The sequence below is a fragment of the Cellulosimicrobium sp. CpK407 genome (genome assembly GCF_051844275.1).
In the GTDB taxonomy this organism is placed as follows: Bacteria; Actinomycetota; Actinomycetes; order Actinomycetales; family Cellulomonadaceae; genus Cellulosimicrobium; species Cellulosimicrobium cellulans_G.
In genome coordinates this window covers 19,850-34,755 of record NZ_JBGNYC010000048.1, presented here as the reverse complement: position 1 = coordinate 34,755, position 14,906 = coordinate 19,850, and the positions used below count along the sequence as shown (strand labels likewise).

Here is a 14,906-nt window from a genome sequence, read left to right as displayed (position 1 = left end):
CGCGCCCGCAGCGCGGCGGCCGCGGCGAGCACGACCGGCGAGGCGCCGACGACGGCCCCGACGAGGGACGGGTCCGCGCGGCCCGCGCTCTCGACGACGAGGACGCTGAACCCCACGAGTCCGGTCGCGGCGAGCGCGAGGAGGCGGAGCAGCGCGCGCGGCGACGGCAGGACCCACGGCACGCGGCGCGCGGCGAGCACGGCGAGCAGGACGAGCGCCGCGACGGCGTAGCGCGCGGCCTGGCCGCCGAGCACCGGGAAGTCCGCGAGGGCGGCGGACGCGACGAACGACGAGCCGACGATCACCATGCCGGCGGCGCACCGCAGGTCGCCGGACCCCGCCGGTCCGGGGAGGCCGGGCGCACGACCGACGACGTCGGACCGAGAGCCGTGGCGAGAGGGACGTGCGAGGAGGGACATGCGTCGACCGTAGGGACGCCCCTGGACCAGGGTGCAGGTCCAGATCCTGCCTGGTTCACTGGGCCAGATGGTGACCCGGATCGAGCCCGACGCGCTGCTGCTCGCCCTCGGCCCGCCCCCCGGGCGCGACGTCGGCCGGTGGCTGCAGGCCGGTCTGCGCGCGGCCGTGGTGGACGGGCGCCTCGAGGCGGGCGCGGCGCTCCCGTCGAGCCGCGACGCGGCGGCGGTGCTCGGCCTCTCGCGCGGCACCGTGACCACCGCCGTCGACGTGCTCGTCGGCGAAGGGCTGCTCGTGTCCCGGCCCCGGTCGGGGGTGGTCGTCGCGGCGCTGCCCGCGCCGCCGTCGGGCCGTCCGGGGACGGCGGCGGGCCCGGCCGGTGCGGTGCCCGGCGCGGAGCCCGGACCCCGGCGGGCGTCAGGGGCGGCGCGGCCGGCGAGCGTCGGGACGCCCGACCCTGCGCTCTTCCCCCGCGCCGCGTGGGCGCGCGCCGTGCGCGACGGGATGCGGGGACTGGCCGACGCCGACCTGGGCTACCCGGACCCGCAGGGGCTGCCGGCGCTGCGCGAGGCGCTCGCGGTCCACCTGCGCCGAGCGCGCGGCGCCCACGTCGCGGCGGAGGACGTGGTCGTGGTGAGCGGGGTCGCGCAGGCGCTCTCCCTCCTCGCCCGGCTGCTCGTCGCGGGGCGGGTCGCGGGCGCGCGACCGGCGGGGCCCGTGCGCGTGGCGGTCGAGGACCCGTCGTCGCGCGGGGCGCTCGAGCTGCTGCGCGACGCCGGCCTGCGCACCGTCGGCGTGCCGGTGGACACGGAGGGTCTGCGCGCGGACCTGCTGCCCGACGACGCGCGCGCCGTCCTCGTGACGCCCGCCCACCAGTTCCCGCGCGGGGTCGTGCTCGGCCCCGCGCGACGGCGCGCCCTCGTCGCCTGGGCCGCGGCGGGCGACCGCCTCGTGCTCGAGGACGACTACGACGCCGAGCTGCGCTACGACCGGGAGCCGGTCGCCTCGGTGCGGGCCCTGGACCCGGAGCGCGTCGTGCTGCTCGGCTCCGTGTCCAAGCTCCTCTCGCCCGCGCTGCGGCTCGGCTGGGTCGTGGCGCCGCCGCGCGTCGTCGGGCCCCTGGTGGAGGCGAAGCGGCACGCGGACCTCGGGACGTCCGTGCCCGAGCAGGCGGCGCTCGCGGCGCTGCTCGGCTCGGGCGCCTACCAGCGCCACCTGCGCCGGGCCCGGCTCGTGTACCAGCGGCGGCGGCGCCTGCTGCTCGACGCGCTCGCGCACGCCCTGCCCGGGGTCGAGGTGGGCGGGGTCGCCGCCGGGCTCCATCTCGTCGTCCCGCTCCCCGGCCCGGCCGCCGAGCGCGCCGCGGTCGCGGGCCTGCACGCGGCGGGCGTGCCCGCCGAGCCGCTGAGCGGGACGGGGGTGGACCGCCACGAGGCGGGGGTGGTGGTCGGGACCGCGCGCGTGCGCGACGGCGACGTCGAGCGCGTCGCGCGCGTGCTCCGGGCGGCGGTCTTGACGGGTCCCGAGTAACTGGTACGTTAGTACCAGTTCTGCGCACGACGGCGGGCCCTGCCACCCGGTGCGCCGACCCGAGGGAGTCTCCCCATGGCATGGATCGTCCTCATCCTCTCCGGCATGCTCGAGGCCGGCTGGGCTCTCAGCCTCAAGGCGTCGCACGGCTTCACCCGGCTGTGGCCGAGCGTCGCGTTCGTCGTCATGCTCGTCCTGAGCATGGTCGGCCTGAGCATCGCCCTGAAGTCCCTGCCCGTCGGCGTGGCCTACGGTGTCTGGGTGGGGATCGGCGCCTCGCTGACCGCTATCCTCGCCGTCGTCCTGTTCGACGAGCCCGTCACGATCCTCAAGGTGATCTCCCTCGTGCTGATCGTCGCGGGGGTCGTGGGGCTCAACCTCTCCGGGGGAGGGCACTGACACCGATGCCGACCGAGACCGTCGACCCGCGACCCGCACCGCGTCGTCAGGCGCGCGGGGTCGCGCGCCGCGACGCGATCGTCCGCGCCGCCGCGGACCTCATCCTCCAGGAGGGCCCCGCCGCGGTGACCCACCGCGCCGTCGCGTCCCGGGCCGACGTCCCGCTCGCCGCCACGACGTACTACTTCACCGGGCTCGACGACCTCATCGGCGCGGCCGGCGAGGTCGTCGTCTCCGGGTGGGCGGACCACGCGCGAGGAGCCGCCGAGCGGGCCGCGCGGGGCGGGGACCGGGCGCGCGAGGACGCGCACGTGCTCGTCGACGCGGTCCTGCCGCCCGGCGGGGAGAGCGAGCTGCGCGGCTTCTACGAGCACCTCGTGGGCGCGGGCCGCTACCCCGCGCTCGCGCGTGCCTACGGCGAGGGCCGGCAGGGGCTCGACGACGCCGTCGCCCAGCTCCTCGCGGTGCGCGGGCTCGCGAGCGTGCCGCCCGCGCTGCTCATCGCCGTGGTGGACGGCGCCGCGGTGAGCGCGCTGAGCGAGGGTCACGACGTGCGCGACCTCGCCCTGCAGCGCGTCCGCGAGCTCGTGGCCCGGTCGCGCGCGAGCTGACGACCGGCCGAGGACGGGTCGGGCACCGCGCCGGACGGTCGCGATAGCCTCGCGGGCCATGAGCCGTCGACCCGCGTCCACCCGACCCGCCCTGCGCGACCGCCTGGTCCCGGAGAGCGTCCGCTCGCTCACGTCGACCGGCGTCGCGCTCGTGCTGGGACCCCTCGCGGTCGTCCTCGCGGTCCGTCCGCTCGGGCTCGACGACGGCACCGCGCCCGTCGCGGCCGGCCTCCTCGTGTGGGTGGTGCTGTCGGGGCTGTACTGCGTGCTCACGTGCGTGGCGTTCGCCGGGCGTCGCGGGCCCGCGCTCGAGCAGGCGCTCGTCGCGGCGCACCCCGACGGCCGGGGCCGGGTGGGCACGTGGCTCCTCGGCGGGGGCTCGGCGGCGTGGTCGGTCCAGTTCGCGCTCATGGCCCTGCTCGTCGGGTTCGTGCTCGCCCAAGGGGTCGCGTGGGCCGCCGTCCCCGCGATCACGGTGCTCGGCGTCGCGGTGATCGTCGTGTCGTGGGTGACGGTCCTCGTCTCCTACTCCGTGCACTACGCCCGGCGCGACGTCGCGGCGGGCGACGGCGGGTTCGCGTTCCCGGGGCAGGGACCGCGGGCCTTCGCCGACTACGTGTACCTCGCGGCGGGCGTGAGCACCACGTTCTCCACCGCCGACGTCACCGTGCTCGACACGGGGACGCGCCGGATGGTCACGACGCACGCCGTCGTGGCGTTCGCGTTCAACGCGGTGATCGTCGCGCTCGTGGTCGCGGTGCTCGTGAACGCCTGAGCGGCGAGCCGACGCCCGGCGACGTGGGGGAGCGTGCGGTGGCCTAGCCTGGAGGGCGTGCCCGACCGCCTCGAGACCGTCGTCTACCGGACCCCTCTGACCACGCGGTTCCGCGGGCTCGACGCCCGCGACGGCGTGCTGCTGCGCGGGGAGGCGGGGTGGGGGGAGTTCTCGCCGTTCTGGGACTACGACGACGCCGAGTCGTCCGCCTGGCTGCGGGCCGCCCGCGAGGCGGCCGACCAGGGCTGGCCCGCCGCCGTCCGCGACCGCGTGCCCGTCAACGTCACGGTCCCCGCCGTCGGGCCGGACCGTGCGCGCGAGCTCGTCGCCGCGTCCGGCGGGTGCCGCACCGCGAAGGTCAAGGTCGCCCAGCGCGGACCCGACGGGACGCTCGAGCCCGTGGGCGCGGAGGCCGCGCGCCTCGAGGCCGTGCGCGACGCGCTCGGCCCGGGCGGGCGGGTCCGGGTCGACGCCAACGGTGCGTGGGACGCCGAGGAGGCCCTGCGGCGCCTGCCGCTCCTCGACCGGGCCGCCGGCGGGCTCGAGTACGTCGAGCAGCCGTGCGCGGACGTCGCCGGGCTGGCGGCCGTCCGGCGCGGGCAGCCGGGCGACAGGGCCGTGCCCGTGGCCGCGGACGAGTCGGTCCGCCGCGCCGAGGACCCGCTCGCCGTGGTCCGCGCCGACGCGGCGGACGTCGTCGTCCTCAAGGTCCAGCCCCTCGGCGGCGTGCGCGCGTGCCTCGACCTCGCCGACCAGGTCGGGATCCCCGTCGTCGTGTCGTCCGCGCTCGAGTCGTCCGTGGGCATCGCCGCGGGCGTCGCGCTCGCCGCCGCTCTCCCCGAGCTCCCGTACGCGTGCGGCCTCGCGACGGTGAACCTCTTCGCGGCCGACGTCGTGGACCACCCGCTCGTCCCCGTCGACGGCGCCCTGCCCGTCGTCCGCCCCGAGCCCGCCGCCGCGGCTCTCGCGGCCACCGCGCCCGACGACGAGACGGACCGCCGCTGGCGCGAGCGGCTCGACCGCGTCGCCGGCCTGCTGCTCACGGGGGGTGCCCGGTGACCGCGCCCGTGGGCACGCACGGCCCGGGCGCCGGCGCCCCGCCCGGCGGCGCGGACCTCGACGCTCTGCTCGACGGCCTGGACGCCCAGCCGCCGGCGGTGCGCAGCGCGTTCGTGCTCGTGCACCGGCTGCTGCACGAGGGCGTCGCCGACGTCGTCCTCGCGCCCGGGTCGCGCAGCGCGCCGCTCGCCTACGCGCTCGCGGCGGCGTCCGACCTCGGGCGCCTCACGCTGCACGTGCGCGTCGACGAGCGCGCGGCCGGCTTCCTCGCGCTCGGCCTGTCGCGCGGCGCCGGGCCGGTCGCTCGCGGGGGCGTCCCGCTGCCCCGGCCCGTCGCGGTCGTCACCACGTCCGGGACGGCCGTCGCGAACCTCCACCCCGCGGTGCTCGAGGCGCACCACACCGGCGTCCCGCTCGTGCTCCTCACCGCCGACCGGCCGCACGAGCTGCGCGGCACGGGCGCCAACCAGACGACGCACCAGGCCGGGATCTTCGGACCGGCCGTGCGGTTCGCCGCGGACGTCCCCGCGCCCGACGGGCGCCCGGGCGAGGTGCGCGACCTCCTCGCCGTCGCGACGCGTGCGCTCGCCGAGGCGGTCGGCGCCCGCTCGGGGCACCCCGGCCCGGTGCACCTCGACCTCGCCTACCGTGAGCCCCTCGTCCCCGACGCTGCGCCCGGCTCCGACGCGCCCGCCACGGACCCGCGCGGCGTCCGCGCGGCCGTCGTGCTGCCGGCCGCGGCGCCGCCCGAGCCGGCGGAGCCGCAGCCGGGCGGTGACGCCGTTCTCCTCGGCGTCGCTCCCGTCGCCGTGCCGGTCCCCGGCGGGCGGACCGTCGTCGTCGCGGGCGACGGCGCGGGCCGAGTCGCGCGCGTCCTCGCCGAGGCGCGCGGCTGGCCGCTGCTCGCGGAGCCGTCGTCGGGGGCGGCGGGCGGCCCGAACCTGGTCGCCGCGCACGCGCTCGTGCTCGGGGTCGACGAGCTCGTGGACGGCGTGGAGCACGTCGTCGTGCTCGGCCGGCCGACGCTCTCGCGGCCCGTGCAGCGCCTGCTCGGGCGGCCCGACGTCGAGGTGAGCGTCGTCGCACCGGGCGCCGGCCCGTGGCCCGACGCCGCGCGCAACGCGTCGACGGTCCTGACGGCGGTGCCCGAGCGGTGGCTCGCCCCGCGCCCGGGTGCCCCGGACCCGTCCGGGCCCGTGCCCGGACCGGCGTCGGACCACGCGACCGACACGGGCTGGCTCGCGCGCTGGCGCGCGGCGTCGGCGGCGGCCGTCGAGGTCGTCACCGCGGAGACCGACGGGTCGCTGACCGACGGCCCGAGCGTGGCGCGCGCCGTGGTCGGCGCGTGCGGGCCGGACGACCTGCTCGTGGTCGGGTCGTCCAACCCGGTGCGGGACCTCGCCCTCGTGCTCGGCCTCGACGCGGACGCCCCGCGCGTCCTGGCGAACCGCGGCCTCGCCGGGATCGACGGCACCGTGTCGACCGCGCTCGGCGCGGCGGTCGCCACCGCCCGGCCGCACCGCCGCACGCGCGCGCTGCTCGGCGACCTCACGTTCCTCCACGACGCGGGCGGGCTGCTGCGCGGTCCGCACGAGCCGCACGTCGACCTGCAGCTCGTCGTGGTGAACGACGACGGCGGCTCGATCTTCGCGGGCCTCGAGCCGGGCGCCCTGGGGGAGACGTCCGCGGTGGCAGGGCGCACGTTCGAGCGGGTGTTCGCGACGCCGCACGGCGCGAACCTCGCCCAGCTCTGCGCGGGGTACGGCGTGGACCACCAGCTCGTGCAGGACGTCCCCTCGCTGCGGCACGCGCTCGCGGCCCCGAGCCACGGCGTCCAGGTGCTGGAGGTGCACGTGTCGCGGGCGGACCGGCGAGAGGCCGGCCTGCGCCTGGGCGAGCGGGTGCGCGACGCCGTCCGCGCGGCGCTCGCGGCGGACCGCTGACGACGGCGCCCAGAACTCGCAGCGAACTCCCAGGCTCGTTCAAGCCTCGTTCAAGCGCGGCGGTGTGAAGTAGTGGGCAGAACCGAGGAGGCCCACCATGACGAACACCCCGGGCACGGAGCCCACCCCCACCACGCCGGCCCCCGACGCGCCCGCGTCGACGCCGGCCGCCACGCCCGCCGCCACGACGCCCGCCGCCGCCGAGCGTGCCGCGTCGGTCGCTGCCGAGACGCCCACCGCGGCGCCGACGCAGCCGCTCGCCCCGGTCGCCACGACGCAGCCGCTCCCGCCGACCGCGGCGCACCCGACCGCGCACCCGACGCAGCCGCTCGAGGCGCCGCAGCACGTGCAGCACCTCACCACGCCGCAGCCGGCCCCGACGGCGCACACCGCAGGGACGGCGATGCCCAACCCGTACGCGCGTCCCACGCAGCCCGGGCCGCACGCGCCGTCCGGCAGCTTCGGGCCGCCGCCCGCGCCGCCGGTCCCGACCGCGCAGGGCGCGGCGGACGCCCCGAGGCGCCGGCGCACCTGGGTGCCGGTCGTGAGCGCCGCCGCCGCGGCCGCGGTCCTCGCGAGCGTCGGCACCGCCGGCCTCACGGGCGCGTTCGGCGCCGACCAGGACTCCGCGTCGCTCGCCGACGTCGGCCAGCGCCAGGAGAGCACGGCCGCGCCCGTCTCCGACTCGTCCTCGCAGAACCCGAACTGGGAGTCCGTGACGAAGGCCGTCGCGCCGTCGGTCGTCGCGATCCAGGTGCAGACCTCGCAGGGCGGCGCCGAGGGGTCGGGCGTCATCATCGACGACAAGGGCCACGTGCTCACGAACAACCACGTCGTGTCCGGGGCGGAGAACGACACCGTCCAGGTGACGCTCAGCGACGGCCGGCTCTTCGAGGCGAAGATCGTCGGGCTCGACCCGGCGACGGACCTCGCCGTCGTGCAGCTCGTCGACGCGCCCGACGACCTGCAGCCCGCGACGCTCGGCGACTCCGACGACGTGAGCGTCGGCGAGTCGGTCCTCGCGGTGGGCAACCCGCTCGGCCTCGCGAACACCGCGACGACGGGCATCGTGTCGGCCGTCGACCGGCCGGTCTCCGCGTCGGGCGAGGACGGCGGCACGTCCGTCGTGACGAACGCCATCCAGATCGACGCCGCGATCAACCCCGGCAACTCCGGCGGCCCGCTGTTCGACGCGCAGGGTCGCGTCATCGGCATCACGTCGTCGATCGCCACGCTGTCGGGCGGCGGGACCCAGTCCGGCTCGATCGGCCTCGGGTTCGCCATCCCGGTGAACCTCGCGAAGTCGATCAGCGAGCAGCTCATCGAGAACGGCACCGCCGAGCACGCGTTCCTCGGCGTGACGCTCGCGGACGCGACCGCGACCGCGGACGGCGTCACGCGTCGCGGCGCCGAGGTCCAGGAGGTCACCGACGGGTCGCCCGCGGCCGACGCCGGCATCCGGTCCGGCGACGTGATCGTCGCGATCGACGACCACGCCGTCGGCGGCGCCGAGTCGCTCACCGCGTTCGTGCGCGAGCGCGCCGCAGGCGCGAAGTCCACGCTGACGGTGGTGCGCGACGGCAAGACGCTCGATCTCGACGTCACGCTCGCGACGCGTCCCGCGGACGACGAGACCACCGGCCAGGGGTCGCAGGGCGGCCAGGGGCAGCTTCCCGGCCAGGACGGTCAGGGGCAGCTCCCCGGCCAGGGCGACCAGGGCGGCGACCAGGGTCAGCAGACCGACCCGACGGACCCGGGCAACGTGCCCAACCCGTTCGACTGGTTCTTCGGCGGCCAGGGCTGACCCTGACGGGCGCCCCGCGAGGGGCGCCCACGATCTGCGGGGGCGGGTCGTCGTGCCGGCACGCGCGACCCGTACCCCGCGCCACGTCCCGTCGCGACCTCTGACCGCGACGGGCGGGTGACCGGACCACGGACGTCCCCCCGCGGACCGGGTACCGCACCGAGCGGCCGGCACGGATCCCCGTGCCGGCCGCTCGTCGTCGGTCCGGACTGCTCAGTCGGTGGCGGCGCTCGGCGCCCACGGTGCGTCGCCGCCCGCCGCGGTCGGCGCCGCCGGTGCCTCCACGCGCTTGGTGAAGAAGCCGGCGGTCTCGGCGTAGCCGCCGGAGACGTAGAACTCCTTGGAGAGCCCGGTCGCGAGCCCGACGCGGCGTGCCCCGACCTCGGCGGCCCACTCCTCGGCGCTCTCGAGCAGGTGGCGGCCGATGCCCTGGCGGCGGTGCTGCGGGAGGACCGCGACCTCCTCGACCCGGCAGACGACGCCGCTGGACGCGAAGGTCAGGTGCCGGTTCGCGAGCAGGTACCCCACGACGCCCTGGTCGGGCAGCTCCGCGACCGCGAAGTACGTGTCGAGCGCGGCGAGCAGCGGGCCGAAGGACCGCTCGAACGCCTCCCGCTCGGGGTCGTGGCGAGGCAGCTCCAGGACGAGCGGCCACACGGCGTCGCGGTCGGCGACGACGGCCCGGCGGACGAGCACGCCGGACGGGGCGGTGGGACGAGGACGGGAAAACTGGGAGGAGTCGGACACCTCCCGAAACCTAGCAGCGCCGCGGGCGCCGGGCCCGGTCGTCCGGGTGGCGGTCGAAAGTCGGCGGGGGTGACGTTCCGCACGCAGGCACGCAGGCACGCAGGCACGCAGGCACGCAGGCACGACCGCCCGGACGAGGCGGACGGCGCGCCGCGGACGTCAGGCCCCGCCGAGCGCGTAGCGCATCGGCTCGAGCTTCGCCTCGGACTCGGCGACCTCGGCCGCCGGGTCGGAGGCCGCGACGATCCCGCAGCCGGCGAACAGCCGCACCGACCGAGGGTCCGTCGCCGAGAGCTCGGCCGAGCGCAGCGCGATGCCCCACTCGCCGTCGCCGTCCGCGCCGAGCCACCCGACGGGCCCGGCGTACCGGCCGCGGTCCATGCCCTCGATCTCGCGGATGAGGTCGCGCGCGACGCTCGTCGGCGTGCCGCACACGGCCGCGGACGGGTGCAGCGCCGCGGCGAGCGCGAGACTCGTCGGCCCGGGACCGGTGCCGGCCGACAGCGAGCCCGGCGCGCTCGCCCCGCGCGCGAGGACCGCGGTCACGTCCGACGCGAGGTGCATGACGTTCGGCAGGTGCAGCACGAACGGCGCGTCGGGGACGTTCATCGACGAGCAGAACGGGGCGAGGGCCTGCGCGACCGACCGCACGGCGTACTCGTGCTCCTCCAGGTCCTTCGACGACCGGGCGAGCTGGGCCGCCCGCAGGAGCGCCTCGTCGTCGGACAGCCCGCCGCGGCGGATCGTCCCCGCGAGCACGCGCGAGGTGACGAGACCCTTCTCGCTGCGGACCAGGAGCTCGGGCGTCGCGCCCACGAGGCCGTCGACGGAGAACGTCCAGCACGCCTCGTACGACGTCGCGAGCCGTGCGAGCAGCCAGCGCGGGTCGACGGGCTCGGCCGTGTGCGCGACGACGTCCCGCGCCAGCACGACCTTCTCGAGCGCGCCCGACCGGATGCGCTCGACGCCCTCCGCGACGACGGCGGCCCAGTCGTCGGCCCGCAGCGCGCCGTCGTGCCACGCCACGGCGCCGGGCGCGGTGACGGGAGCGCGCGGCGTGCGGCGCAGCGCGTCCGTCGGGGAGGACGACAGGGAGCCCGCGGTGTCGACGGTCGTGAGCCACGCGTGGCCGTCGCGCCGGCCGACGACGACGCGCGGCACGACGAGCACGCCGCCCGCGCGGACCGGGTCGTGGGCGTCGTCGCCGGGGGCGGAGTCGTCGAACGCGAACGACCCGAACGCGACCGGACCCGTCCCGGGCAGCCCCACCTCGTCGCGCACGACGGCGCGCGCGAGCGTCTCGTGCCACGCGGCCTCGGCGTCGGCGAACCGGCCCGGTCCCCACGTCTCGAGCCGCAGCGCCTCGCCCCAGCCCACGATCCCGTCGCCACGACGCACCCAGGCGAGCGGTCGCGCGTCGGGCAGGAGGTCGACGAGGGCGTCCAGGCCGCCGGGCAGGTCGGGGATCCGGGTGGTCCGCACGACGATGCTCGGCCGGGGTCGGGGCTGTGCGGCCGTGGCCGACGGTTCTGCAGTCATCGCCTCCCAGCGTAAGCCGCGCGCGCGGGTGCGCCCTGCGGTGCGGGGACGTGGAAGCATGGGCCGCATGCCCCGCGCCAACCTGGACAAGAAGCCCTCCGAGGTCGCGTCGATGTTCGACGGGATCGCCTCGCGCTACGACCTGACGAACGACATCATGTCGTTCGGCCAGGACCGTGCCTGGCGCCGGGCGACGGTGCGCGCGGTCGGCGCGCTGCCGGGGGAGAAGGTCCTCGACCTCGCGGCGGGGACCGGGACGTCGTCCGAGCCGTTCGCCGACGACGGGGTGCGCGTCGTGCCCTGCGACTTCTCGCTCGGCATGCTCCAGGTGGGCAAGGAGCGCCGGCCCGACCTCCCGTTCGTCGCCGGTGACGCGACGCGCCTGCCGTTCGCGGACGGCACGTTCGACGCCGTGACGATCTCGTTCGGCCTGCGCAACGTCGTCGACACCGAGGCGGCGCTGCGCGAGATGCTGCGCGTCGTGCGGCCCGGCGGGCGGGTCGTGATCTGCGAGTTCTCGACCCCGACGTGGGCACCGTTCCGCGTCGTGTACCAGGAGTACCTGGTGCAGGCGCTGCCGCGCATCGCCGCCGCGGTGACGCGCGAGGGCGGCTCGTACGAGTACCTCGCGGAGTCCATCGCCGCCTGGCCCGACCAGGTCGGTCTCGGCCGGCTCCTGCTCCGTGCGGGCTGGGAGAAGGTCGCCTACCGCAACCTCTCCGGCGGGATCGTCGCGCTCCACCGGGGCACGCGCCCCGCCTGACGCCGTCGCCGGAGCGGTCCCGGCGACGCCGAATTCACCCGTCCCGAGCGGCGGCTCCCCATGCCGGTCCGCGCCGTCCGGCCTACCGTCGAGGGACGAGCGCGGCCGAAGGGGGCCCGCGCGCGGCATGACGGGGGCACGACATGGAACGTCTGACCAAGGGTGCGCTGGCGATCGGGGCGGGTGCGCTGCTCCTCCTCGGAGGGGCCGGGACCTACGCGCTGTGGTCCGACTCGCAGGCCGTCGCCGAGGCGGGGGACATCAGCTCCGGCGACCTCGACCTCGCGCTGGGGACGGCCGCCTGGACGCTCAACGGGACCGCGGTCGCGGACGTCACGGCCGTCCGCATCGTCCCGGGCGACGTGCTGGCGCTCAGCCAGCCGATCACGGTGACCGCGATCGGCGACTCGCTGCAGGCGACCCTCGCCGTGAGCGGCACGGACGGCCTCACGGGCGACCAGGCGCTCGTCGACGCGCTCGACGTGGCGTTCGTGCTCGACGGGCCGCCGGCGTGGGCCACCGCCAACGGTGACGGGACGTACGAGGTCGCGCCGTCGACGGCCGCCTACCCGGCGGTCGACGCCGACGTCACGCTGACGTTCGACGCGGCCACCGCCGACCAGGTCGCGACGAGCTCCGTGGTGAACCTCTCGAGCCTGACGTTCACGCTCGAGCAGCACCTCTGAGAGGACCGCGGTGGGGGTCGACCTGTCCCGCCGCCGCGCCCGGGTCGCACGTCGTCGCGCCCGACCCGGTCCGGGCGGCGCGGGCGGACGCGTCGCGCACGGGCGGCGCGGTGCCGTGCGCGCCCTGGTCGTGCTCGCGCTCGCCGCGCTGCCGCTCTCCGCGGGTGCGGCGTGGGCGACGTGGTCGGCGTCGCAGCCCGTGAGCGGTGCGGACGTGCGGTCGGGCTCGTTCGGCGTCGAGACGTCGTGGCAGACGTTCCCCGACCTCACGGCGATGCTGCCGGGCCAGTCCCGCGACGGAGTGGTCGCCGTCACCCACACGGGCGACGGCACGTGGCGCTACCGGCTCGCGGTGGCCTACGAGGGGACCGTGCGGCCCACCGTCGCGTTCTACCCCGGGGCGACGTGCACGGGGACGGCCCTGCCCGCCGGGGCACTCAGTCCGCAGACGTACGCGCGCGGCGCGACGACGCAGGTGTGCGTCCGCTACACGCTGCCCGCGGGGAGCCCGGGCGACTGGCAGGGCCAGAGCGCCCAGGTCGCGGTGACGGTCACGCTCGAGAGCAGGCCGTCGTGACGCGCGGCGCCCGGCTCCGGGTGGTCGCCGCGCTGGCCGTGGCGCTCGCGCTCGTCGGCGGCCCGGCCGTCGCGTGGTGGACGGCGAGCGGGTCGCTCTGGACGACGGCGTCGGCGGGGACGATCCCCGCCCCGACCGGGACGACGTGCGCGACGACGGGCACCAACCTCGCGCGGAGCGCGACCGTGCGGTGGACCGCACCGACGCCCGCCCCGGCCCGCTACCGCGTGACGATCGCGGGAGGCGGGCAGTCCACGACCACCGAGACCACGGCGACGCAGCTCGTCATCACCGAGTCGCTGCTCGGCGGGCTCCTCCAGTCGATCCTCGACCTGCTGCTGGGCGGCACGATCCTGCAGGTCAGCGTCCAGTCCGTCCACGCGTCGGGATGGGTCTCGGTCCCGAGCAACGCGGTCGCGGTCCGCGGCGCGCTCCTCGCGGGCACCGGGCTCTCGGGGGTCTCCTGTGGCTGAGCGGCCCCGCGGCGGGCGGCACCGCGAGCGCGGCGCGACGCGGCGGCACGGGCCGCTCGCGCGGGCGCTCGGCGTGCTCGCGCTCGGGTGCGCCGTCGCGCTCGCGCTCGTGGGGGTCGTCGTGCCGCTCGTGCTGGGGGCGACGCCGTACACGGTGCTCACCGGGTCCATGCGGCCGACGTACGCGCCCGGGACGATGGTCGTCGTCCGGCCGGTCGACGTCGCGCGCGTCGCGCCGGGGGACGTGGTCACGTACCAGCTCGTGTCGGGCCGGCCGGAGGCCGTCACCCACCGGGTCGTCGGCGTCGGGGTGGGGGCCGACGACGAACGGGTGCTCACGACGCAGGGCGACGCCAACGCCGCACCCGACCCGGAGCCCGTCCGCCCCGTGCAGGTCCGCGGGTCGGTCGTCTACGCGGTCCCGCTGCTCGGGTGGGTGAGCTCCGCGGTGTCGGGGGACACGCGCCGCACCGTCGCCGTCGTGGCCGCCGCCGGGCTCCTCGGGTGGGGCGCCTGGCAGGTCGCGGCGGGACTGCGCGAGCGCGCGCGGCGCCGCAGGACCCCGGCGGTGGTCCCGTGAGCCGCGGCGCGGGCCGAGGGCCGCTCCGTGCGCTCGCCGGCGTGCTGCTCGCGGTCGTGCTCGCCGGGCCGGGCCAGGCGGCGGTGGGGGCGACGGCGGGCACCTCGGTGGGGGCGACGTCGGGCACCTCGGTGGGCACCGGCGCGGTCGCGGCGTCGGGGGAGGAGGACGCGCTCCGGCTGAGCGCCGACGGCGCGACGTGGGCGACGGGCCTCCCGGCGTCCCTGTTCGGTCCGGACGCGCTCGTCGTGCCGGGAGCGACCGTCGCGCGCGACCTGTGGGTCCGCAACGACGGCCCGACGGCGGCGCGCGTCCTCGTGGACCTCGCGGCCGACGTCGACCCGGCCGTCGTGCGGACCGGGCTCGGCGCGTGGCTCGACGTCCGGCTGGACGGCGCGGCGCCGCGCGCCGCGACCTGGGAGGGGCCCGTCCTCGATCCCGGGGAGGTGGGCCGGGTGGAGGTGAGCGTCGCGATGTCGGCGGACGCGCCGTCGTCCACGCGCCGCTCGGTCGCCGGCGTGCTGGAGACGGTGCACCTCGTGGGCGTCCCGGGCACCGGCCCGGCGCCCGCCCCGGGGGAGCCGCCGTCGACCGGCCCCGGGCTGGCCCGCACCGGGGTCGACACGTGGTGGCTCGCGACCGCCGCGGCGCTCGCAGCCGGGGCCAGCCTGGCGCTCGCCCGGCTCGGGCGGGCCCGGGCGGCGTCGTCCGACGGTCGTTGACCTGCGGCGACGCGCGCCCGCCGCCCGCCGTGCGTCCCGCGGCGGCGCGGGGAGGCTAGGCCATGGCCGCTCCGGCCCCCTTGCCCGCCGGTCCCGATCCACAGGGTCGGGAGTCGTCGCGCGGGAGGACCTTCGTCACAGGATCTCCCAGGGAAGGGTCGCCTTGCTACACATCCCGCGTCGGGAGTGACTAGAGTGGCGATGTCCATTGTGACCGACTTCACAAGGACCGTGGGTGCGCCGTGTCCCGACCCGGGTCACGGTGGACCACCACGAGGTGT

At 77.7% G+C, this 14,906-nt stretch carries 16 protein-coding genes; 13 read left to right on the top strand and 3 right to left on the bottom strand.

Annotation, left to right across the window (positions count from 1 at the left end; translation table 11 throughout):
* Nucleotides 1–419, bottom strand: a 419-nt coding sequence (locus ABWU78_RS17160) for an EamA family transporter (protein ID WP_439159041.1), incomplete at its 3' end; no start/stop codon positions are given.
* Between the two features lie 67 nt (nt 420–486).
* Here ABWU78_RS17160 and ABWU78_RS17155 point away from each other — a divergent pair.
* The 7 genes from ABWU78_RS17155 (at nt 487) to ABWU78_RS17125 (ending at nt 8,538) form a co-directional block, all read left to right on the top strand.
* Nucleotides 487–1,947 (top strand): PLP-dependent aminotransferase family protein, encoded by a 1,461-nt coding sequence (locus ABWU78_RS17155; protein ID WP_353707753.1) that lies wholly within the window; start codon nt 487–489, stop codon nt 1,945–1,947.
* Nucleotides 1,948–2,022: 75 nt separating this feature from the next.
* Nucleotides 2,023–2,346 (top strand): DMT family transporter, encoded by a 324-nt coding sequence (locus ABWU78_RS17150; RefSeq protein WP_253055063.1) that lies wholly within the window; start codon nt 2,023–2,025, stop codon nt 2,344–2,346.
* Nucleotides 2,347–2,351: 5 nt separating this feature from the next.
* Nucleotides 2,352–2,957 (top strand): TetR/AcrR family transcriptional regulator, encoded by a 606-nt coding sequence (locus ABWU78_RS17145; protein WP_439159040.1) that lies wholly within the window; start codon nt 2,352–2,354, stop codon nt 2,955–2,957.
* 58 nt (nt 2,958–3,015) lie between these two features.
* Complete coding sequence (locus tag ABWU78_RS17140) at nt 3,016–3,732, top strand: DUF1345 domain-containing protein (RefSeq protein ID WP_439159039.1); 717 nt, start codon at nt 3,016–3,018, stop codon at nt 3,730–3,732.
* A gap of 57 nt (nt 3,733–3,789) precedes the next feature.
* Nucleotides 3,790–4,791, top strand: a complete 1,002-nt coding sequence (locus ABWU78_RS17135; protein ID WP_439159038.1) for an o-succinylbenzoate synthase — start codon at nt 3,790–3,792, stop codon at nt 4,789–4,791.
* A 65-nt stretch (nt 4,792–4,856) separates the two neighbouring features.
* On the top strand, nt 4,857–6,734 hold the full coding sequence (gene menD, locus ABWU78_RS17130; RefSeq protein ID WP_439159042.1) for a 2-succinyl-5-enolpyruvyl-6-hydroxy-3-cyclohexene-1-carboxylic-acid synthase: 1,878 nt from the start codon (nt 4,857–4,859) through the stop codon (nt 6,732–6,734).
* 97 nt (nt 6,735–6,831) lie between these two features.
* The gene (locus ABWU78_RS17125) at nt 6,832–8,538 is read left to right on the top strand and encodes a trypsin-like peptidase domain-containing protein (protein WP_439159037.1); all 1,707 of its coding nucleotides are present in this window, start codon (nt 6,832–6,834) and stop codon (nt 8,536–8,538) included.
* Nucleotides 8,539–8,751: 213 nt separating this feature from the next.
* Here ABWU78_RS17125 and ABWU78_RS17120 read toward each other — a convergent pair whose 3' ends face one another.
* Both ABWU78_RS17120 and ABWU78_RS17115 read right to left on the bottom strand, forming a co-directional pair.
* Nucleotides 8,752–9,285 (bottom strand): GNAT family N-acetyltransferase, encoded by a 534-nt coding sequence (locus ABWU78_RS17120; protein WP_439159036.1) that lies wholly within the window; start codon nt 9,283–9,285, stop codon nt 8,752–8,754.
* A gap of 159 nt (nt 9,286–9,444) precedes the next feature.
* Complete coding sequence (locus tag ABWU78_RS17115; protein ID WP_253055069.1) at nt 9,445–10,824, bottom strand: isochorismate synthase; 1,380 nt, start codon at nt 10,822–10,824, stop codon at nt 9,445–9,447.
* 67 nt (nt 10,825–10,891) lie between these two features.
* Here ABWU78_RS17115 and ABWU78_RS17110 point away from each other — a divergent pair, with 67 nt between their 5' ends.
* The 6 genes from ABWU78_RS17110 (at nt 10,892) to ABWU78_RS17085 (ending at nt 14,625) form a co-directional block, all read left to right on the top strand.
* Nucleotides 10,892–11,587 carry a demethylmenaquinone methyltransferase gene (locus ABWU78_RS17110; RefSeq protein ID WP_253055070.1) on the top strand — a complete coding sequence of 232 codons (696 nt, stop codon included), beginning with the start codon at nt 10,892–10,894 and terminating at the stop codon, nt 11,585–11,587.
* A gap of 143 nt (nt 11,588–11,730) precedes the next feature.
* Nucleotides 11,731–12,273: an alternate-type signal peptide domain-containing protein gene (locus tag ABWU78_RS17105; RefSeq protein ID WP_253055071.1), complete on the top strand. Its 543-nt coding sequence runs from the start codon at nt 11,731–11,733 to the stop codon at nt 12,271–12,273.
* Nucleotides 12,274–12,283: 10 nt separating this feature from the next.
* Entirely contained in the window at nt 12,284–12,850 is a 567-nt protein-coding gene (locus ABWU78_RS17100; protein ID WP_439159035.1) for a hypothetical protein, read from the top strand.
* The gene (locus tag ABWU78_RS17095) at nt 12,847–13,323 is read left to right on the top strand and encodes a hypothetical protein (RefSeq protein ID WP_253055073.1); all 477 of its coding nucleotides are present in this window, start codon (nt 12,847–12,849) and stop codon (nt 13,321–13,323) included. Before ABWU78_RS17100 ends, ABWU78_RS17095 begins: the two co-directional genes overlap by 4 nt.
* The gene (locus ABWU78_RS17090; RefSeq protein WP_439159034.1) at nt 13,316–13,903 is read left to right on the top strand and encodes a signal peptidase I; all 588 of its coding nucleotides are present in this window, start codon (nt 13,316–13,318) and stop codon (nt 13,901–13,903) included. The genes ABWU78_RS17095 and ABWU78_RS17090 overlap by 8 nt, the downstream gene beginning before the upstream one ends.
* Entirely contained in the window at nt 13,900–14,625 is a 726-nt protein-coding gene (locus tag ABWU78_RS17085; protein WP_439159033.1) for a hypothetical protein, read from the top strand. Before ABWU78_RS17090 ends, ABWU78_RS17085 begins: the two co-directional genes overlap by 4 nt.
* Nucleotides 14,626–14,906 lie beyond the last annotated feature (281 nt).